Annotated in this window: 20 protein-coding genes; all 20 read right to left on the bottom strand. The window is 46.7% G+C overall.

The genetic code is table 11. The annotated features are described in order from the left end of the window. Window positions 1-892, bottom strand: an 892-nt coding sequence (locus AN618_RS10580) for an RRXRR domain-containing protein (RefSeq protein WP_187694923.1), incomplete at its 3' end; no start/stop codon positions are given. Between the two features lie 365 nt (window positions 893-1,257). After that, window positions 1,258-1,491: a Flp family type IVb pilin gene (locus AN618_RS10575; protein WP_066354804.1), complete on the bottom strand. Its 234-nt coding sequence runs from the start codon at window positions 1,489-1,491 to the stop codon at window positions 1,258-1,260. A gap of 258 nt (window positions 1,492-1,749) precedes the next feature. Then, entirely contained in the window at window positions 1,750-2,661 is a 912-nt protein-coding gene (locus AN618_RS10570; RefSeq protein ID WP_066354802.1) for a type II secretion system F family protein, read from the bottom strand. A gap of 18 nt (window positions 2,662-2,679) precedes the next feature. After that, window positions 2,680-3,513: a type II secretion system F family protein gene (locus AN618_RS10565; protein WP_222926476.1), complete on the bottom strand. Its 834-nt coding sequence runs from the start codon at window positions 3,511-3,513 to the stop codon at window positions 2,680-2,682. An 84-nt stretch (window positions 3,514-3,597) separates the two neighbouring features. Next, the gene (locus tag AN618_RS10560; protein WP_066354796.1) at window positions 3,598-4,956 is read right to left on the bottom strand and encodes a TadA family conjugal transfer-associated ATPase; all 1,359 of its coding nucleotides are present in this window, start codon (window positions 4,954-4,956) and stop codon (window positions 3,598-3,600) included. 80 nt (window positions 4,957-5,036) lie between these two features. After that, window positions 5,037-6,164, bottom strand: a complete 1,128-nt coding sequence (locus AN618_RS10555; RefSeq protein ID WP_187694922.1) for an AAA family ATPase — start codon at window positions 6,162-6,164, stop codon at window positions 5,037-5,039. 151 nt (window positions 6,165-6,315) lie between these two features. Beyond that, complete coding sequence (gene cpaB, locus AN618_RS10550; RefSeq protein ID WP_083515178.1) at window positions 6,316-7,077, bottom strand: Flp pilus assembly protein CpaB; 762 nt, start codon at window positions 7,075-7,077, stop codon at window positions 6,316-6,318. A gap of 13 nt (window positions 7,078-7,090) precedes the next feature. Next, a complete protein-coding gene (locus AN618_RS10545) occupies window positions 7,091-7,582 on the bottom strand; it encodes a prepilin peptidase (RefSeq protein WP_066354792.1) in 492 nt (163 codons plus the stop codon). Window positions 7,583-7,586: 4 nt separating this feature from the next. Then, complete coding sequence (locus tag AN618_RS10540) at window positions 7,587-7,997, bottom strand: TadE/TadG family type IV pilus assembly protein (protein WP_066354790.1); 411 nt, start codon at window positions 7,995-7,997, stop codon at window positions 7,587-7,589. 18 nt (window positions 7,998-8,015) lie between these two features. Then, window positions 8,016-8,402, bottom strand: a complete 387-nt coding sequence (locus AN618_RS10535; protein ID WP_066354789.1) for a TadE/TadG family type IV pilus assembly protein — start codon at window positions 8,400-8,402, stop codon at window positions 8,016-8,018. Continuing rightward, complete coding sequence (locus tag AN618_RS10530; protein WP_066354785.1) at window positions 8,393-9,049, bottom strand: pilus assembly protein TadG-related protein; 657 nt, start codon at window positions 9,047-9,049, stop codon at window positions 8,393-8,395. Before AN618_RS10530 ends, AN618_RS10535 begins: the two co-directional genes overlap by 10 nt. Continuing rightward, the gene (locus AN618_RS10525) at window positions 9,046-9,765 is read right to left on the bottom strand and encodes an EAL domain-containing protein (protein ID WP_066354783.1); all 720 of its coding nucleotides are present in this window, start codon (window positions 9,763-9,765) and stop codon (window positions 9,046-9,048) included. The genes AN618_RS10530 and AN618_RS10525 overlap by 4 nt, the downstream gene beginning before the upstream one ends. Continuing rightward, window positions 9,716-10,267: a hypothetical protein gene (locus AN618_RS10520; RefSeq protein WP_066354780.1), complete on the bottom strand. Its 552-nt coding sequence runs from the start codon at window positions 10,265-10,267 to the stop codon at window positions 9,716-9,718. The genes AN618_RS10525 and AN618_RS10520 overlap by 50 nt, the downstream gene beginning before the upstream one ends. 96 nt (window positions 10,268-10,363) lie before the next feature. Then, complete coding sequence (locus tag AN618_RS10515) at window positions 10,364-10,558, bottom strand: hypothetical protein (protein WP_066354775.1); 195 nt, start codon at window positions 10,556-10,558, stop codon at window positions 10,364-10,366. A gap of 49 nt (window positions 10,559-10,607) precedes the next feature. After that, window positions 10,608-11,471 (bottom strand): type II secretion system F family protein, encoded by an 864-nt coding sequence (locus AN618_RS10510; protein WP_066354769.1) that lies wholly within the window; start codon window positions 11,469-11,471, stop codon window positions 10,608-10,610. A 23-nt stretch (window positions 11,472-11,494) separates the two neighbouring features. Then, window positions 11,495-12,385 (bottom strand): type II secretion system F family protein, encoded by an 891-nt coding sequence (locus tag AN618_RS10505; RefSeq protein ID WP_066354762.1) that lies wholly within the window; start codon window positions 12,383-12,385, stop codon window positions 11,495-11,497. Between the two features lie 677 nt (window positions 12,386-13,062). Next, window positions 13,063-14,388: a zinc ribbon domain-containing protein gene (locus AN618_RS10500; protein WP_066354761.1), complete on the bottom strand. Its 1,326-nt coding sequence runs from the start codon at window positions 14,386-14,388 to the stop codon at window positions 13,063-13,065. A 172-nt stretch (window positions 14,389-14,560) separates the two neighbouring features. Continuing rightward, window positions 14,561-15,865: a TadA family conjugal transfer-associated ATPase gene (locus AN618_RS10495; protein ID WP_066354759.1), complete on the bottom strand. Its 1,305-nt coding sequence runs from the start codon at window positions 15,863-15,865 to the stop codon at window positions 14,561-14,563. A gap of 93 nt (window positions 15,866-15,958) precedes the next feature. Beyond that, complete coding sequence (locus tag AN618_RS10490; RefSeq protein ID WP_066354752.1) at window positions 15,959-17,335, bottom strand: CpaE/TadZ family protein; 1,377 nt, start codon at window positions 17,333-17,335, stop codon at window positions 15,959-15,961. A 5-nt stretch (window positions 17,336-17,340) separates the two neighbouring features. Next, on the bottom strand, window positions 17,341-17,994 hold the full coding sequence (cpaB, locus tag AN618_RS10485; RefSeq protein ID WP_066354750.1) for a Flp pilus assembly protein CpaB: 654 nt from the start codon (window positions 17,992-17,994) through the stop codon (window positions 17,341-17,343). Between the last annotated feature and the right edge of the window lie 216 nt (window positions 17,995-18,210).

Here is an 18,210-nt window from a genome sequence, read left to right as displayed (position 1 = left end):
TCGCCTGTGCCACGTCCGATGCAGGTACAAACTCCAGCCGCGGCATTTTCCGCAGTTTCCCCATTATTGCGTTCATCGTCCCCAATGCACGCCACTGCTTGATGCCTTTTATGGGGATATATACCCTCCCGGCATGTACATCTTCATGGCAGTCTTTGCATAGGTATACCAGGTTCTCCTGAACGTCCGTACCACCGCTCTTCCGCTGTATCAGGTGGTGTTTTTGCAAATTCTCTTTTGTCCCGCAAAGGATGCATTTCCTCTCTGCTGGCGTTCTGGGTGATCTCTGGTAACCCGTGCCGTATGTTTTGCCCCATGTCATTGCCCTGACATCGAAGACGTTATCCTCCATGACAAATACAACCTGCTCTGCTGGAAAGGGGAAGAGCCTTAAAAGCTTTTTGTAAAGATTGAAGTGCGTTTCCACACCATGTTTGAGGGTGGCGTTCGACTTGTCTCTAGCCCTTACTATTCTTGGCGCCTTAAATTTTGTTAAAACCCTACCATGTCTGGCGGATAAATGTCTCTTTTTGCACCGCGAATAGTATCTTCTGTTCCTTCGGTGTCTTCTTCTTTCTGTCATCAACTCCTTAATCTCGGGAATTCTGGTTTGTAAAACACCCTGGCAGTATGCGATCAGTTTCCCATTTTTTGTTTCGCACACAACAAACCCTATGTAGTTATATCCCGGGTCGAGCGCTATGATGAGTTTCCTTGGTACTGTTTTGGAGCAATCAAATTCCCTGTCCAGGAACACTGCTACCGGTGGCTTGCCGGAGGTCCCTCCACCAACGATTCTTACTTTACCCTTCTTCCTCAGTTTCCTTATCATGTCGAACCTTTTCGTCGGGTGGCCGGGCCTACCGTATTTGTCGGCAGTGAACAATACCATCTTTTTCCTCCTCTTGCAGGAGCCCTGTGATCCGGGCACCTTTTTGAAAGGTGGTGGGTCTCCCTGAGGTGTGCGGCAGCACCCCGTGTAAGGCCGCGGGATTTCACCGCTGTCTCCCGGGACTGGGAGTGTCGTCCCAGAACGTCAGGTTCTGCTGCCGCACACCCGCGTTCAACTACCTGCCTGTCAGCAGACCTGTCAGCAGTTCACCCCTACCGACAAGCCCCCACTTCTACAAGCGGGGGTAGTTGACCTATCTTGCTGCGGATGCCTTCGCCAAGGGTTTTAAAAGCCACGCATTCGAAGTGGCTGGAAGTCCTCGCATACCTATCTACTCTAGGAAGCAGGTTCAGCGGTGAGAATTACTACGGATTGGCATTAGTGAGGTCATTGTTGACTTGATTTATCTTGCTGCTGATACCCCTGCCCAGGGTTCTGAAAGCAACGATGGCACCGATTACAACAAGGGCAGCTATCAGGGCATATTCCATGAAACCCTGGCCGTCCTCAGAGGCGATGACTTTTTTAAGCATCTGAAACAATCCGGTTTCCCCCCTTTCTTTTTTTGCAGTGGTTAGAATGTTTCCAAAGTTTTCCATGCAACCAACCTCCTGCGAAGTTAATTTTGCTCTCACAAAATAAAAAAAAATAAAAGCCAGCTTGTTAGCTGGCTTTGCTGTCAGTGGTACGCGCGTACCACCCCTGTATTTGACACAGACTTATCCATCCGGGGCTATGTTGTTCCCCACTTTTGTTCCCCAGTTTTCAACTGACCCTGCTTTTAGGATACTATAAATTCGATCTTTTGTCAATGGCAGGTTGACAAATTTTTGTATTCTTTGTTCCAAAAAACAAAATTAAAACAAGCTCAACACGCTTATTAATGCAGGGGACATTATTAATATGAGTATTGGTGCCAAAATGAATATTAGTATTGGGAACATCATTTTAATGACTGCTTTTTGGGCGATTTCCTGCGCTTTCTGTTTTCTTAGCATTCTCGTTTGTTCGGTAAAATCTTTTAAAATTCTTGCCACTGGCGTCCCGTATTTTTCTGCCTGCACCAGCATTTCGGTTAAAAAACGGAGGCTTTCCGATGGGTTTCTTTCTCCCAAATCCTTTAATGCCGCAGAGTAAGGCTTTCCAGTTTCGATTTCGCCGAATGTTCTCATAAACTCTTCGCTTAACGTCCCTTTAAATGTTGCGCAGACCCGCTTTACTGCTTCGTTTAAGCCCAACCCTGCTTCACACGATACGGATAGTATGTCTACAAAAGAAAGTATATTCTTTTCAATATCGGCTTTTTTCTTTGCAATGATATAGTTCAAATATTTATCCGGCAGCAAGTAGCCGACCGCAAAAGCTATCAATGATATTCCTAAGCCCGCTATTCCTTGCCCCACATACAGCAAAGAAGAAACAATCCCGAAAAACATCAATGCGACGACGACTTTAAGGGAATAAAACTCTTCAGGTTTTATTTTACCGGCCAGTCCTGCATATATCAACCGCTGCCTGATATCGGCCACAACATTTTGAGGGAGAAATTTTAATGGTATGAACCGTAACTTTTTTACAATTTCAAGCAGACGTTGTTTATTGAACTCGATATTTACGCTTTCTTTGATGTCCTCCACGACTGTTTCCCTATCGTATATCAGGCTTTGCAAACCTTTTACGGATCTACTTCTTGCTGCTGCAATGGAGAATATAAATAGCATGCCGCTTATGAAACACAATGCTCCCAATACCAAAAATTCATTTGTCATTTTCGATCCCCCAATTTATTAGTCCGTATCGATATTCATCAGCTTTCTTATAAACAGCCATCCCACCCCGACCATTCCGAAAGCGAATGCGAAGACTTTCCGCCCGTATAGCTCTATCAATGGCGTAAAATATTCAGGGCTTATATAATTTACCGCCCCCACAATGAAAAACGGCATTGCGCTTATGACGGCAGCGGACAATCTCGTTTGTGCCGTCATAGCTCTTACCGTGCTTTTAAAGACCACTCTTTCTTTAATTACTCTCGATATATTTTCGAACACTTCCGCCATATTTCCGCCGGTGTAGAGCAAAATATTGACGGCTGTTATAAGGACTTCCGCTTCTCTTGAATTGACATCCTCTTTAATTATTGCTAATGCTTCGCTAACTGGCATCCCGAGCTTAATTGCCTTATTCACTTTGGCAAACTCTATATTAACGGGATATGCTGCATTTAAGGCTATATTTTCTATTGCCTGAGCCACGGAAGCACCGGCCCTCATTGCATTGGCGCCAAGGATTAAAGCATCTCCCAGGTTTTTATTAAAAAGTTCCGAGTATCGGAGTTTTTGTACTTTCTGCCCCAAAAACATCATCAATAAGACTGCGGCGGCAGCAAGGCCGGCTATAATCGGGTTGCTGAAAAGCAAAAGTGCCGCCGTAAATACGGCAGCTATCAATGCTATCAAAGTAGTAATCGTCCTAGCCTGCTTTAAGTTGTTTCGTTGATTTGCCTTACTTTGAACAAACGTCCTTCTCTTACTCGAAGTTTCTTCTCTATAATCCATGTAATAAGATGACGAAATTAATTTCTTAAGGGTTTTTCTATTTGACACGTAAAAGTAGAGCATTTGTGAGACAGTAAATACGAAACAAAATACGGTTATGGCGACTATACGATTTAGTTCAAGCATAGCTTAAAGAACCCCCTGCTTTCATTTCTTGTATTTCTTTTGGAACACTTCGACCGGCACTTCAATACCGTACCACGCCAATTTTTCCAGGAAGCTCGGGATATATCCGGTAGGCTCCAAACGCCCGATTATTTTCCCGTTTTCGTCAGTCCCGTGTATTTTGAAATCCATGATATCTACTACTTCCACGTCACCTTCCGTATTTAATCCCACAACTTCGCTCATCTTTATCACTCGTCTCTTACCGTCCCTCATCCTTGCAACCTGGACGATAAGGTCAACCGCAGCCGCTATCTGTTCCTTAATAGCTTTATGAGGTAATTCTTGCCCTGACATAAGGACCATTACGGTGAGTCTCGATATAGCATCACGGGGGCTGTTAGCGTGTAATGTTGTTATACTGCCTTCATGGCCCGTATTCATCGCCTGCAGCATGTCTAATGCTTCGCCGCCCCTGCATTCGCCTACTATTATCCTGTCCGGCCTCATCCTGAGGGCGTTTTTAACCAATGTCTGGATGGTTATTTCACCTTTTCCTTCTATGTTTGGCGGCCTGGCTTCAAGCCTCACCACGTGTTCCTGCTGAAGCTGGAGTTCCGCGGAATCTTCGATTGTGACTATCCTTTCGGTAGGAGGTATGAAGGACGATAGCACGTTGAGCAGCGTTGTTTTCCCGGACCCGGTGCCTCCGATTATCAGGATGTTCAGCCGCCCCTGCACGAACTTTTTGAGCAATTCCAGGCTGACTTCATCGATGCTCCCGCTTTTAACCAGTTCTTCGGCGGTAAATTTTTTGCCGAACTTTCTTATGGTAATGCAAGCGCCGTCAATTGCGACCGGCGGTATAACTGCATTCACCCTTGAGCCATCAGGCAGTCTTGCATCTACAAGCGGCGTCGATTCATCGATTCGCCTGCCCAGCGGACTCACTATTTTCTGTATTATAGTTCTGACGTGTTCTTCATCTCTAAATGTGATATCGGACTTATAGATGATGCCGTTCTTTTCGTAGTAGATAAGATCTTTTCTTACGACCATGACTTCGGACACTTCGGGGTCGTCGAGGAGCGGCTGTATAGGGCCATACCCCAGCATGTCTTCGAGAAGGGCATTTACAATCGCATCTTTTTGGGCTCTGTTGAGCGGTATTGCACTGGGTTCCTTAGACATTACATCCACTATGACTTTTTTGAGCTGCTGCTTGGCGGCATTTTTGTCCTTACCGGATTGAAGTAATGTGTAAAAACTCGCATCGGCCTGTGCGTATATCTCCCTTCGCACGTTTTCAAAAGCCTTTAACACATTTTCATTTTTCATGCATTCCAGGTAGGTTGCTTGCGGGTTGGAACCGTTACCGGTATTTATGTTAGAAGGCATCATATCTTAAAACTCCCCCTTATTTTCAAAAAACTTTCCATTAAAAAAACAAAAACCTGAGGCAAGCCGCATCGCAGCGGCTACTACCTCAGGCGTTTTGCCCCAAACTTAAAAAAGCCTTTTTGTCTTTGTGAGATTTCCTGTTCCAGCCCGATAATTCCCGCAGCCAGTTTCGCAATTTCATACCGGAACTCCGAGTCCGGATGTGTAACAGCATATATTTCTCCTCTGTTAACCGCCACTCTTACTTCGGGATTTTCTTTTATCTTGGCAATCAACGGGAACGGTATCAACTGGGCGACTTCCTTTATTGAAATATCCGGTTTTTCAGGAATCCTGTTTAACACCATCCGTATTTTATGCATACTTACGCCCAATAAGTCGAATACTTCCTTTAAATCATTTAACCCTTTTAATGTGGGGACTTCCAAAGTGCCGATGACGAAAATCCTTGTGGCTTTTTCGAACGCCACGGTTGTGCCATCATTTATCGTGCTGTTGGTATCCACTATTATGAGGTCATAAATGTTCTGGACAACCTCAAAGAACTTGGAGGTAAACTCGGCGGTAAATATACCTGCCTCTGTTATTCTTTTAATCCCAGGTATTATATCGAATCCTAGCGGATGTGTAACGACGTAATTGCGCAGTTCTTCGGGGTTAAAGTTGTCAAGATATAGATCCCAGTCGGCAATACTCCGCCCTCCTTTTAACTGCAGCATAGACTGTACGTTAGCCCATACATCGAGGTCTGCCACAGCGATTTTCATATTCTTCCCTTTCTGGGAAGCTATAAGGCCGCTTAAATTTACCGCCAGGGTAGTTTTCCCTACGCCACCTTTGGGGGCATAGAAGACAAATATCTCTTTACTCTGGCCTTCGTCGGTAATCTGGCAAGTCCCGCATTTTTTGGCTTTTTCGACCGCATCTGCAAGCGCCGCAGCGCTGACGGGCTTTTTCACTATGCCGTTCAGCCCTTTAGCTATAGCCCTCTGCAACAGGTCAATGCTGGAATAGTCCGAAGCGATGAAAACAATTATATCTTCCCTTTGTTTTTTAAGCTGCTCACCTACATTTATTCCACCCTCATTAACATCGGCATCCACTATCAATATATCCGGAGAAAGGTCGGCAATAAGGAGGGCAGCTTCCTCTTTGGAATAAGCCGCTCCCAATACCCGGAATCCATACTGTCCTTCTATATTTTTCACGCAATCTTCGCAAAAAGATGGGCTTCCAACCACAAAAACTTTTTGCATAATTATTCTTTTAGAGCGCCGCATTAACAGAAGTTTTTCCCGTCAATCGGGATGGTTAATGCGGCGCCCACTATTTCCTCCTTTCTCTATAGGATTTTCGTTTTTATTGCTTATTTTTGATAGTATCACTTGTACCTTCTCCTGGCAATGTAAACCCGTATTTTTCGAACCAAGCCTTACCGGTAACCCCTTCTGTCTTGGCGGCATTTACGTCCGTTTCATACGGATTGAGTGCGAAGCGGAGTTGTCCTGAAGTCAGTGCGAAAGCTATGTCCTCGATCTGCTGCGGCGTCAGTGCTACTATCACTATGCCGGTGCCGCCGCTTGATGGTTTTTCTACCTGCAACACCTGTACGTTTTGAGCGACTATTTTTCCGACGCCTACCGGGCCTGTGTTTGTATCGATTTTTACCGAGGCCACTATATCTACTCTATCGCCCGGCTCTATATTTCCTCCCAGTCCTGTCTCTTTTGTAAATGGCAAGGCAAACGCCCTCATTTTAGGGTCTTTCAAATGAGTTAGTTGTGCTGAAAGGAGCGAACTTATTTTCATATCCGCTATTTTAGAAGCCCTTATTATGTCCCCTGCGGAGACCGGGTACATTAGGTATTTACCAACGATGTCATTTAAAGATTTAACAGCGTCTGAAGGTATTGCCACTTTAGGGATTTCCACAACTTTTACGTCATCGAGAGTTACTTTCCTGTATGCTCGTATATCTCCGGCAGCTATAACTACTTTATCCGTATCAGTGTATTTTCTAACGATGGATACGGATGTATAAGCAGCTATTAAGCCGAATATCACTGCAATTACGGTAAACAATACCCATGTGTTTTTCTTTGCGATTTTTATATGCAACACCCCCTTTCGATGACTAAGCTAATATTATGACCGTCTCATTCCAAAGGCAATCTGCGATTGCGTATCCCAGAGCCAAGAAGACAGCGCCAGGCAGTTGAACGCCTAGATTCAATTTTGTATGATAAAGTGCTTCCAACAGTATCGAGTTTAACAAATTTCTAACCCCGTATTTTTTTACAGCTAATACAACGGTCCATACTATGATAAGCGAAAAAGCGATGAAAAGAGCAACCGGTGTATATTCCCTCAACCAGGCCGCCGATGCCATTGCAAGTTTTATATCACCTCCGCCGAGCCGAAAAGCTTTAGAAAGAATTGCCACCAGCCCCAAACAAACAGCAGTCCATCCCAACACGCCAGGTATTGCCCCTAACCCATCTTTTAGAGCCTGGTACAACAAGCCGGTGATAAACATGCCATATGTTATTTCGTTAGGTATTCGCCTTTCTTCCAAGTCGAAGAAGCATGCCAGAGCAAGAAATAGATAAGGGACAATTAAACGCATCTTGCTATTCCTTCCCTTCTTTCTGATAGAAATCGGGATTCTGCTCCAGTTTGTACTCAGCGGCTCCTCTTAAGTCCAGGTCGCATTCGCCGACGAATGGCGTATAGAAAGCATACCGGATCTGGACCGTCACCATTCTCTTATTACCGCTAGCCTTTGTTGCCACGTAAGCCGCACCTGGGTCGACGCCGCCCAGAGCTAACTCGGACAGCACCTTTTCCTTTGCTGCGTAAGAATCATTTGTGACGGCATATTGGCGTGCCCCTTCACGTGCCGCAATCTTGGCGACAGTATTAATTCTCATGGCCTGCGTAAAGTAGATGTATCCGACGGCCAGCATTGTTACTATCATAAACATTACTGCCGTTTCTACAATTACCGAGCCGCTATTTTTCTTCCACATCCTGCCGAACATCTCAATCTTGCCCCCTCTTTAGTTTTTATCGGGAGATCCTACCACACGAAACACCGCTCCGCTTTCTATAGTCATATCTTTCTCCCCGAGAAACGGCACGTAAAAGTCATATTGATAGGTAATACTCACCCTTCTTTCCTGCCCGACGGATTTTGCCGATATTTTTGCCCGACTTGGGTCGATCCCCGCCAGTGTTAGTTCTCTGACTGCTTTATTAACAGCTTTTGTTTTATCGTCTGTTAATGAGTATTCTCTAGCTCCTTCTCTTGCTGCAGTCTGGATGGCGCTGTATGCAGTTACCGTCTGCATGAGGTACATAAACCCCACTACCAAGACTATTATAAGTAGAAACATTGTTGCGGTTTCGATGGTAGCCGAACCTCTGTTATTTTTAACTAGTTCCACGTCCCTCCCCCCACATTAACGAGCTGTATATTTTTCTTGGCTTGGGCACTCACTTTTACTATCATCTTTTCTCTACCGAAGACCCCCCCGAGAGGTGCAGGCACTTCTACCAACGCTACTGCATCTACGGCAACCCAGCGAGGAAAGTTTTCCTCCCAGGAGGTTATTACTCCCTCGGTATGCGGCCTATGCTTATGCACTTGCAGCATATTTTGTTCTTCAGTAACTCCAATATCGAGGGAAATTAACCGCCAATCTTTCAATCTTGCAAGTTGAAGGTTTTTTATAAAATATTCTTCTGCAATATCTCGTGCCGCACCGTTGGACAACGTGATATATTTTACGTAATCACTGGTAGTCTTTCGCCATTCGTATTCCGGAGGGTCATCGCTTACCCGCTTCTTTCTTTCGCCGTAGTACGTCGGTTTTTCTTTTATTTCGGCTATAGAAGCGGCCGAAAGCACGGCTGAATCCAGGGCATCTCTTACCTTAATGCGTGCAAGGTAAGCAGTAGCCAGCCCAAATTGAAAAGCGGTGAATAGGATGAGTAACAGGAGTACTACCGCTATGAACGGCAGGAGCTGTCCTTTTTCTGAAGTAACAATATTCTTGATTCTGCTATTGGTTATTTTGCTTTTTATTTTCAACCACCCCCCTTATCCCCCTTACAAGGAAACCAAATTTCCGGTTTGCCGAAGTAATATCCCTGCCCAAAATCCACCCCGAATTCTTCCAGCAATCTCTTTTCAGATTCCATTTCAATTCCTTCCCCGATAGTCATTGCATTTATATTGCGTGCCATATATATAACACCTTCTAGGACTTTAAGCCATGAATTGGATTGTAGAGCACCTGCAATGCATTCCCTGTCGATCTTTATAAAGTCCGGTTCTAATTCTGCTATTGCTGTCAATCTTGCATACCCCTTGCTTATATCATCTACAGCCAATTTATAACCAAAACGTCTCCATCGACTTGTTATAGTGCGTATATCTTTAGGAAGATTAACGCATTCAGTTATTTCCAGGACTACTCTTTCTGGAGGAATACCAACCAAAGATTCCATTATCACCCTGCCGTTTGCGAAGGAATATGAAGCCGGAGTAAGATTTAGAAATAACATTAATCTTGTTTCCACGCGTATGAACCGGTTAACCGCTTCCTCGCATATCTGCGTCTCAAGTTCAACTAACTTTCCTTTGCTTGCAGCGATTTCAATAATCTGTTCTGGCGTCCCATTTTGGGGTCTAAAGAGAGCTTCGTAACCGTAGATAGCTCCGTTACTAATGGAAATAATCGGTTGGTAAGCTATATCAAACGGTTTCCAGATCTCTTTCCTTGCCGCATATAGCTGCTGCCCCATTGACACCAACCCCTTTCGGGAACAAAAGTGGGAGTTGCGACCGGTCTTCTAATGCAATTATTTGTACGCAACCGTTCTCCCTAATAAGTTCAAGTTTTGCCTTTAGGTAACTGTCATACCTTATATAAAATTTATTCCTGTTTTGGGTAAGCGGAAGATAAATTATCTTATCTAAATGGCGCCATGCATGCATTCTCGCTTTTATAAGGTCGGGTATGTTAGCCTTTTCTTTATCTTTCAAGTCAATAAATGTCTTATAAAGCGCAACATAATCCAAAGTGCTGCCGCTGCTCACAAAACCGTCTCGACAAAGGATTTGCTTTTTTATCTGTCTTTCCAGAATTGTTTTTAATATCATTTCCGGGGCTTCAATCTTTTCCGGATTCTTCTTCCTGAAAACGTCATCTTGTTCTGCTATTATTGGAAGGCGATATTCCTGCGATATTTCTTCCGCAACCGCCTTTCTCTTTTTTAAATCGGCACTTACCACAGCTATGCGCAAAAAGATTCCTCCTCCCCGTTGTTTCTTTCTAAAGTCTTGATAAAAGGGGAATTAAAAAAAAAAAAAAAAAAGAGGCGCATTCTGAGCACCTCACAATTAATAGGTATAACTATTGCCTCTCTGCAATTCGTTACCGGCTTTGTTGAAGAGGTTTTTAACCATAGGTGCCAGGAACATATAACCTCCGATAGCAAGCACGGCGAACACTGCAACCAGGATTGCCGTCTGCACCACATCGCCGGAATCATCTCTGTGAAAGTCCCGAATAGCTTTCAAGAAATCCTTGATCATAATTCAATAGATACCTCCTTTAAGTCATTTGAATTTTAAATTTTAAGAATTAAAACAATGCATTTTTCAACACAGATGCTATGGGCGCCAGAATCAAGATAATCATGGGCAAGAAAATGCATAATATAAGTGGCGCCACTATTTTTGTAGACAGTTTTCTTGCTTCTTCTTCAGCCTTCCTCAACCTGCTAGTCCTTATATCCTTCGCTAGTTCGTCCACGATTACCGCAAAATTCTCCACCCCCCTTTCCTCGGCTACTACCAACGTCTGGACGAAGCGGTCTACTTCGTCCACACCGGTCCGTTTTGCCATATCTTTTAAAGCCTGAGCCCTGGGTTTACCGGTTGCTATTTCTCTTGACGCCTTTCTAAGTTCTTCACCCAATGCACCGCTGAGCTGGTTGCCGACGGTATTAAGGGCAGGTACCAGTTCGACACCAGCCCTGAGTGAAGTGGACAAGAAATCCAGCATCATGGGGAGTTCTTTCCTTATGCTTTTCTGCCTTTGCTCGATAGCGGCGCGCAAGAAATAGTCCGGGATAAAATACGCCACCATTGCGACAGCAATGACGAATATCGAAGGGAATCCGGCCAGCATTAAGGCTGAACCGAGTATGACGCCGAGGAATGCCGCTACAAATTTTAACCCTATGAACAGTTCCGGGTTTATCCCGAACGGTTTCCCTGCCCATATTATCTGTCTTTCAAGTATTTCAATATTTGCGAGTGGGAACCAGGTCGCCGCTATTGGGCCGACCTTTTCCGCCAAAGCAAGCAGCGGGTTTTTATCCGGTATATTGAACAGCTTTTCATATCCGCCTCTTTCCCTTTGCTTCATTAAGTCCAGCCCGATAAACGCTGAAATGACCGATATCCATGCAAGCCATCCTGCCACGATTAGGCTCTTAGGCAATCGGTATCACCCCTTCCCCCTTTCTATGTTTCGATTTGCATAATCTTGTTCATCCATATCGAGCCGCCGATTATCATTGCTATAGACAGTATCAACAGTGCTATTCCCCACGCTGTGGTAAATAAAGGCTCCACGAATTGAGGTGCGGCTTTTCTGATGAACCCGATAACCAGGAACGGCAGTACGCTCACGACTTTACCGGCCAGTCTGCCTTCTGCGGTAATAGCCGAAACCTGTTCTCTGAAAGCCCTCCTTTCTCTAATACCCTCTTGTATCCTTCCGAGTGCTGCCGCCATATTTACGGCCATACCTGCCTGCTGGAGCGAAGAAACTACCACCATCATTTCAAGTTCCGGGACTGGTATCCTTTCCAGCGCCCATCTAAACACCTGAGCGGCAGGGACATTAAGTTTCAGTTGTGCGGCCATAAGTTCCAATATCTTTTTTAACGGCGGCTTTGCTTCCAGAGCGGCTTTTTCTACGGCCGAAAGAATGCTACCGCCGGATTTCACTACCATAGCCATTTGTTCGACCGCCTGTTCAAATTGCATCTCCAAAAGCCTTTTTTGTCCCTCTTCCTGCCACTTCTCCCATACTGCAGGCACCACAAAACCTACCAGAGAACCCACCAATGCAAAGGATAACCTGCCGGATAACGAGTATCCGACAAGCCCGCAAAACGCCATTCCTGCAATCAACAGCAAGGTTTTCTTCGCCGGGTCTGCTTTATATAATCTCTGCATTTCCCGCAATTCCCGTTCTTTTTGGAGAAACTCGCTGTCATCTTCGACATCGTACCTTATCATTTGGAAACGTGATAGCTTGACATTTGTCCTTTTAGCCATTTTTAGAGTGTAGAGCAATATAAAAACCGAAAAACCTGCCAATAAACCTGCAATCTTAACTTCTATCATGCATAAAATCCCTCCAGACAGAAAAGTTACTTTTTACAATGAAGAAAAAACAAGACCCCGCTTTGCTTTTTCCTTTTGCAAGCGGGGTTTGCCCTGCCTGTTTATTCCTTATTCGGCATGTTCTGCGGGTAGTTCGGTTGTGGTTGGCTGTTGAACCTCCCCTGACTGAAGTCAGGGGATTCCGGGTTTTACTTCCCGGAACTTCGTACCTGCCCCGGGTACGCGGCCGTAAGAGTCCCCGGGCCGTAGGCCCGACCCCTTACCAGCACGGGCCCCGGAACTCGTACTGGCATACGCCGTATTTTACCGGGTGCAAGCAACCAGCGGGTTCGTGCCTGATCCACAATACCACCGTATAGGTGGCATGGACGCCCCTCTGTCGCCAGAGAGGTCTTCCGGAGGGATCTGGAGCCCGTCCGGCGTGAAATAAATGTAAGATAAGTCTTGTGACTTCCTCCCTACACCTAAAGGTGTAGGGCTTCCTGGCGGCAGGTGCGCGCACCTGCCGGGTTACACCGGTGCGAGCGGCCCTTTTGACCCGTTGCCGGGGGGCCTCCCGGAGGGGACCGTCACTTCCGTCCCGACTACTCCAGGTGCCGCTTAAGCGGCCCTTGGAGATACTTGCACAGCCGCTTCCATCCCGTCCCCTAAAGGAGACGGGTCTTCCCGCGGCGGTTTTATAAGCAGTATTTAAGCCGGAAGTTCCGTCCTATTCCCAGGGAGCCGATAAAGTCCGAATTGACATCGCGTATCCCGCAGTTGGTGCATTTCGCCAAGTCAACGCCTTCGGTTTCCTCCCCGCCTTTACCTTTGTTATAACGAACAATGGTCGGGAACCCGCAGTAGGGACAGTGCGACGACGTCTCTTTCGGTGATACCCGGCAGGTGATTATGCTTTCGTGCAATGCCTTGTAACTTGTATACCGAAAGATCCGCCCCTTCACCCACAGGATGAACTTCTGGTTAAGCCGGTGCGACCTGGTTCCCTTGGAAGGCTTAAGGCTGTCCAAATATTCGAAGACGATGATTTTGGCACCATGAATCTTAGCGAACTCCACTATCTGTCTGGATACCCGGTGGGCAATGTCGTCATTCAGGTTGGAAACCTTGTTCCATAGGTGCTTCGCAAACCGTTCTCCTTCCGGGATGATCCTGGTCTCCTTCTGCAGATTGACTATCTTCTCCAGGTACCGCTTCCTAAGGTGGTTGTCCTTTGCGGCGGAGATGAACTTTGCCGCGTAGACCCTGCCTTCGGTATCCTGGATAGTCATCACTGCATGGCGGTTCATGCCCAGGTCGACCGCACAGATTTTTAGAGAAGGATCCTTGACGAGTTCCTCAACCTTTCTCAAGCCCAACTTCGCAACCCGTACGATGGGCACGTGCAGCTCCCAGCCGGTCGGCTTTTTAACCAGCATGGGAGAGCCAGCAACATAGCCGGGAGAGACGGCGAAAGGCTGCAGGAGCGTAACTTTCCGGTAAACATAGGACTTCCCGGTGAACATTTTCAGCAAAACGTGGTTGGAGTCTAGCCATTTGTATTCGGTATCGTAGTAGATCAGCCAACAGTTGTTGTCTTCTGGATATTGCGGCGGACGTTCCTTGAATTTGATGGGTTTCTTACCTTCAGCAGCACGCTTCCGGTTCTTCTCTTCGTGCCTGCGTTTTCTCTCCTGCCACTTCTCATAGCTTGTCTTCCAGGCCAAAGCTTTGCCGTGGGCTTCGGCGATGGCACTCCTCCGAAAGCCAGAAGGAAGATTGGGAAACTCCCTGTCAAAAGAATACTCCGGATCCGGGTTGTCCTTCGTCTGGTGAGTCAGCCTTTCGGCTTCCTTCAGCCACCTGCTGTGGCCGATTATTTCCTGATGTTCCTGGAAGACCTGGAGATAGTAGGAGACCACCTGTCGGTATAGTGTAGTGGTGTAAAGAGCTTGCTTTTCCACATCGGCTGGCATGAGCAGGTTGTACCGGAGAGTTTTGGTGAACCCGTGCAGGTGTGGCATTTTAGTCACCTACTTTCTGGCTTTCGATGGATTTTTTGATTATCTCTTTTGGAGACAAACCCGCACCTAACTCCTAGACTGAAGTCAGAAGAATGCGGTGCGGATATTTTCTTCAATTCTTTTTGTTGTTCCGTTACAAAATATACGAAAAATGTACTCTCTTTTTTTGGGGTTATTTGTCTGGCTGTTGGACAAACCCCGGGAAATTCACCCCTCTGTCTCTTAAAACTTCCGCCCTTGAAAATTCACCGACCTTGACCCATCTTCCGACTATATTGTTGTCCTCGAATTTTTCGACCTTGAACTTCACCAGGGGGTTCATTATGATTTTACCGTCTTTTTCTCCCATGACTTCCGAGATTTCCACCAACCTTCTCTTTCCATCAGCCATTCTCATCAGATGCACGACCACATCTATTGTTTCCGCTATATACGCCGGTACGAGTTCTTTAGGCAGCTCTTGTGCGCTTGCCACCATCGCTACCAATCTTTCCATTGCTTGTGCCGTGTTATTTGCGTGGAGCGTCGTCATGCTTCCCAGGTGGCCCGTATTCATAGCCTGAAGCATTGCGTATGCTTCACGTCCCCTAACCTCACCGACTATTATTATGTCTGGCCTTGAGCGGAGCGCCGTGATGACGAGCGACATCATGTCTACTTCGCCTTTCCCTTCGATGTTTGGCGGCCTTGCTTCCCACCTGCGGACGTTGGGGTGTCTAAGCTGCATCTCAATCGGGTTTTCTATTGTTATTACTGAGAGTTTCGGCGATATATATTCCGAAAGTGCGTTGAGGAACGTAGTTTTACCCGAACCGGTACCGCCGCTTATAATCATGTTCAACCTGCCGCGGACGCAGGCTTCAAGCCCAGCCCTGACGTCTTCCGGCAGCATCCCCCATTTTACCAGGTCATCCATACTGACGTTAGGGCGGAATTTCCTTATTGTGACCGTCGTCCCTTCGGGTGATATAGGAGGAATTACGGCACAGACCCTGGAGCCGTCCGGCAACCTTGCGTCGACGGTAGGGCTGGACCAGTCCAGCCGTCTTCCCAGCGGGGCTATTATCCGCTCCACCACCAGTCTTAAGTGTTCTTCGGAATCGAATTTTGTGTCGACGTTCTTCAGTTCCCCGTTTTCTTCGACCATTATTTTGTCGTAGCGTTCCACGATAATTTCGGTGACGTTCGGGTCGTCAAGATATTTTTCAAGTGGCCCATATCCCTGTATTTCGTCCACAAGCTTATCGGTTATATCTATCCTTGCCTGGTATGGCAGTGCCGGAAGTTCGTTGTCTACTACCATTTGAATGTATTTTCGGACGATGCTTTTTGCTTCCGGGTCCCTGTATTTACCGAGGATATCTTTAGGCGCATCTCGGAGCACCTTTTCTTGTGCTTTTTGACGAAGCATCTGCCAGGTATCCTTTGTAAGTTCCTGCAGGTTTTGTCTCATTTCCATTGCTTCATATAACCGCATCAACACCACCCCTCACTCGATACTAGTTTTGCATCAAAACGACAAGAGAGGGATTCCTCAATCCCTCTCTTGTTTTGCCAGAGAGCAGGCCGTTTAAAACGGCAAAAACCCGAACAGCCTTCTCTTTTTCCTCTGCGGTGCGAATTCTTCAACCACCGCCCTATTTTTCTGAGCTTGGGCTGTTACCATAGGATATGCTCCTGTAATTTCGTTGGCTAACTGTTTAATTGCGATCGAGAACGGCGCATCCGGTTTATATTCTACTGCCTGTTTGCCGTTGCCTTCGTGCAGTGCAAGCGGCACCACTTCATCCTCCGGTATTTCGGCTATAACGGGGACGCCTACTATCTCCGCCACCTGAGCGGGCGTTAATTCACCTCTGGACTTTTTCACCCTGTTTATCACGAGGAACATTTTGCTCAATAGATAGCTGAAGTCTTTATTCGGGTAATTGGGGGCCGGTCTCAAGAAGCTGACGACACGGTTAAGGTTTTCCGCCGCCTGGCCTTCCGGCGTTGAGATAAGGAGCACGTGGGTGGCGTGCTGAAGTGCGGCATCTACGACCGCCGGTATTTTGGGGCCACCGTCTATGACGATTATGCTGTAGTAACGCTTAAGGATTTTCAACACTTTGTCACCCGTTTCGTATGTTACCTTTGCAGCGATAGCTGGGTTGATAGGAGCGGGCAGTACCATTAAGCCGGAAGGGGTCGGCACCAAAAGTTCGTCCACTTCTGCGGCGGAGATATTTTCCGGCACGTTGGCCCACTGGGATATGTTGCGGGTGAGCACCATATTAGGCGGCAGAGCAAAAAGCGTGGACAGGTTTCCGAACTCGCAATCGAAATCGAGCAGTGCCACTTTAGCACCGGACAATACCGGAGAATTTTTAATTGCCGCTGCCAGATTTGCCGCTATTGTAGATTTCCCAACTCCTCCCTTTGGCGAGTGAGTAAATATAATGCTCTGAGTAATGGGCCTTACGATGGTCTCCGTTTCTCTTCTCGTTATTCCCATTGGGCCCGTCCCTTTTTCCACTATGCCGTGCTTTCTCGCAACTTCGGCCCATTCACGCCTTAAAGAGTCGACATGTTCAACTATACGCCTTGCGACCTCTGCCGGACTGTAGTTCGCCCTGTCGAACACCTCAACTATACCGGCCGATTTAGCCGTCATCACGATCTGTGTGGACATCGTGGGGGCCATTACGAAAACCGCCGTACCCGGAGATGCATCGGCCAACTTTCTGGTTATTTCAATAGCGGTCATATCCGGCATTGAGTAGTTTACGAGCACGGCATCGGCCGCCATCATGCTTGCCCTATCTATAAGCATTTGGCCCATGCTTGCAAATCCGACCACCCTGATTTTGGGGTTTACGGACAGCTCTTGCGACACCTGCATCATCCAATTTACATCAGGGTCGCCGAGCACTATATTCACAGGCATTCCTTCAGCCTTGAATTCCATAATAATTAATTCCCTCCTCCGAAAGGCTTCAAGCTGACATAAATCTTCCCTTTTTCCCTGTACAATGCGAGGGTTTCCGCTTCTTGAGGCGTCACGGCTATGACGAGAGAAGCACCCGAACCGTCCTCCGTTATTCGCACTCCTATCACCTTTCTATCCATCAAGATAGTTTTGCTTGTCTTTTCGTTCCCATTGCTGCCGGGAGTATCGAACACCGCAATGACATCCACTTTATCTCCTGCTTTCATGCCGGGCAGCATACCCGCCACGCTGTCGATAGGCAGTTCTACGGCTCTCAGGTTGCTGTCGCCCAATGCGCGAAGCCTTGCACTTAACAGTCCGCCGTCCACGCTGTCGTCGAGTATATGGTCGACCCTGAGAATGTCGCCCGGCGAAAGGCCGTGCTTTGCTATAGCCTTGCTGAGGTCCGCACCGGGTTTTATCGCTCCTTTAGGAACGCTTGCTTTAGCGATTTTCACAACGGTGACTTTATCCTGCAGGAAATCGCCCGGCATCACTTCGGAAGTTACCTGCAGCACCGGCACCATTGGCGCGGCTTTAAGCCCGGCCTGAATGACTAGTAGCGCCGCTAAAGTGGCGCACGCAATTGCGATTACTATAAAAGAAAAACCTTGAAGTTTTGCTTTTGGAATTTTCATAAATAAATGAAGACACCTCCTGTTATTTATGAATTTGTGAAATTATCACCTCAATACGCAGAAGACTCCATCTTCTATAAGATGGAGATGAATGCGTCCGCAACTTCTAATTCTGATGGTATAGGCTGTTGTATATGACGACCATTCCTTCGTTGTGGAGTATACGTCTGCATTCTTTCGGGCTAACGTATGTCTTCCCCACTATTTCCTTCAACT

Origin of the sequence: Fervidicola ferrireducens (assembly GCF_001562425.1) — a bacterium.
Lineage (GTDB): Bacteria > Bacillota > Thermosediminibacteria > Thermosediminibacterales > Thermosediminibacteraceae > Fervidicola > Fervidicola ferrireducens.
The sequence above is the reverse complement of the archived record's forward strand: the minus strand, read 5'-3'. Positions and strand labels throughout refer to the sequence as shown.

Coding starts and splice junctions, on each gene's coding strand:
- AN618_RS10575 (WP_066354804.1), bottom strand. CDS start 1,491: ATGGAAAACTTTGGAAACATTCTAACCACTGCAAAAAAAGAAAGGGGG.
- AN618_RS10570 (WP_066354802.1), bottom strand. CDS start 2,661: ATGACAAATGAATTTTTGGTATTGGGAGCATTGTGTTTCATAAGCGGC.
- AN618_RS10565 (WP_222926476.1), bottom strand. CDS start 3,513: ATGCTCTACTTTTACGTGTCAAATAGAAAAACCCTTAAGAAATTAATT.
- AN618_RS10560 (WP_066354796.1), bottom strand. CDS start 4,956: ATGATGCCTTCTAACATAAATACCGGTAACGGTTCCAACCCGCAAGCA.
- AN618_RS10545 (WP_066354792.1), bottom strand. CDS start 7,582: ATGCGTTTAATTGTCCCTTATCTATTTCTTGCTCTGGCATGCTTCTTC.
- AN618_RS10540 (WP_066354790.1), bottom strand. CDS start 7,997: ATGTTCGGCAGGATGTGGAAGAAAAATAGCGGCTCGGTAATTGTAGAA.
- AN618_RS10525 (WP_066354783.1), bottom strand. CDS start 9,765: ATGGGGCAGCAGCTATATGCGGCAAGGAAAGAGATCTGGAAACCGTTT.
- AN618_RS10515 (WP_066354775.1), bottom strand. CDS start 10,558: ATGATCAAGGATTTCTTGAAAGCTATTCGGGACTTTCACAGAGATGAT.
- AN618_RS10505 (WP_066354762.1), bottom strand. CDS start 12,385: ATGATAGAAGTTAAGATTGCAGGTTTATTGGCAGGTTTTTCGGTTTTT.
- AN618_RS10500 (WP_066354761.1), bottom strand. CDS start 14,388: ATGCCACACCTGCACGGGTTCACCAAAACTCTCCGGTACAACCTGCTC.
- AN618_RS10495 (WP_066354759.1), bottom strand. CDS start 15,865: ATGCGGTTATATGAAGCAATGGAAATGAGACAAAACCTGCAGGAACTT.
- AN618_RS10490 (WP_066354752.1), bottom strand. CDS start 17,335: ATGGAATTCAAGGCTGAAGGAATGCCTGTGAATATAGTGCTCGGCGAC.
- cpaB (WP_066354750.1), bottom strand. CDS start 17,994: ATGAAAATTCCAAAAGCAAAACTTCAAGGTTTTTCTTTTATAGTAATC.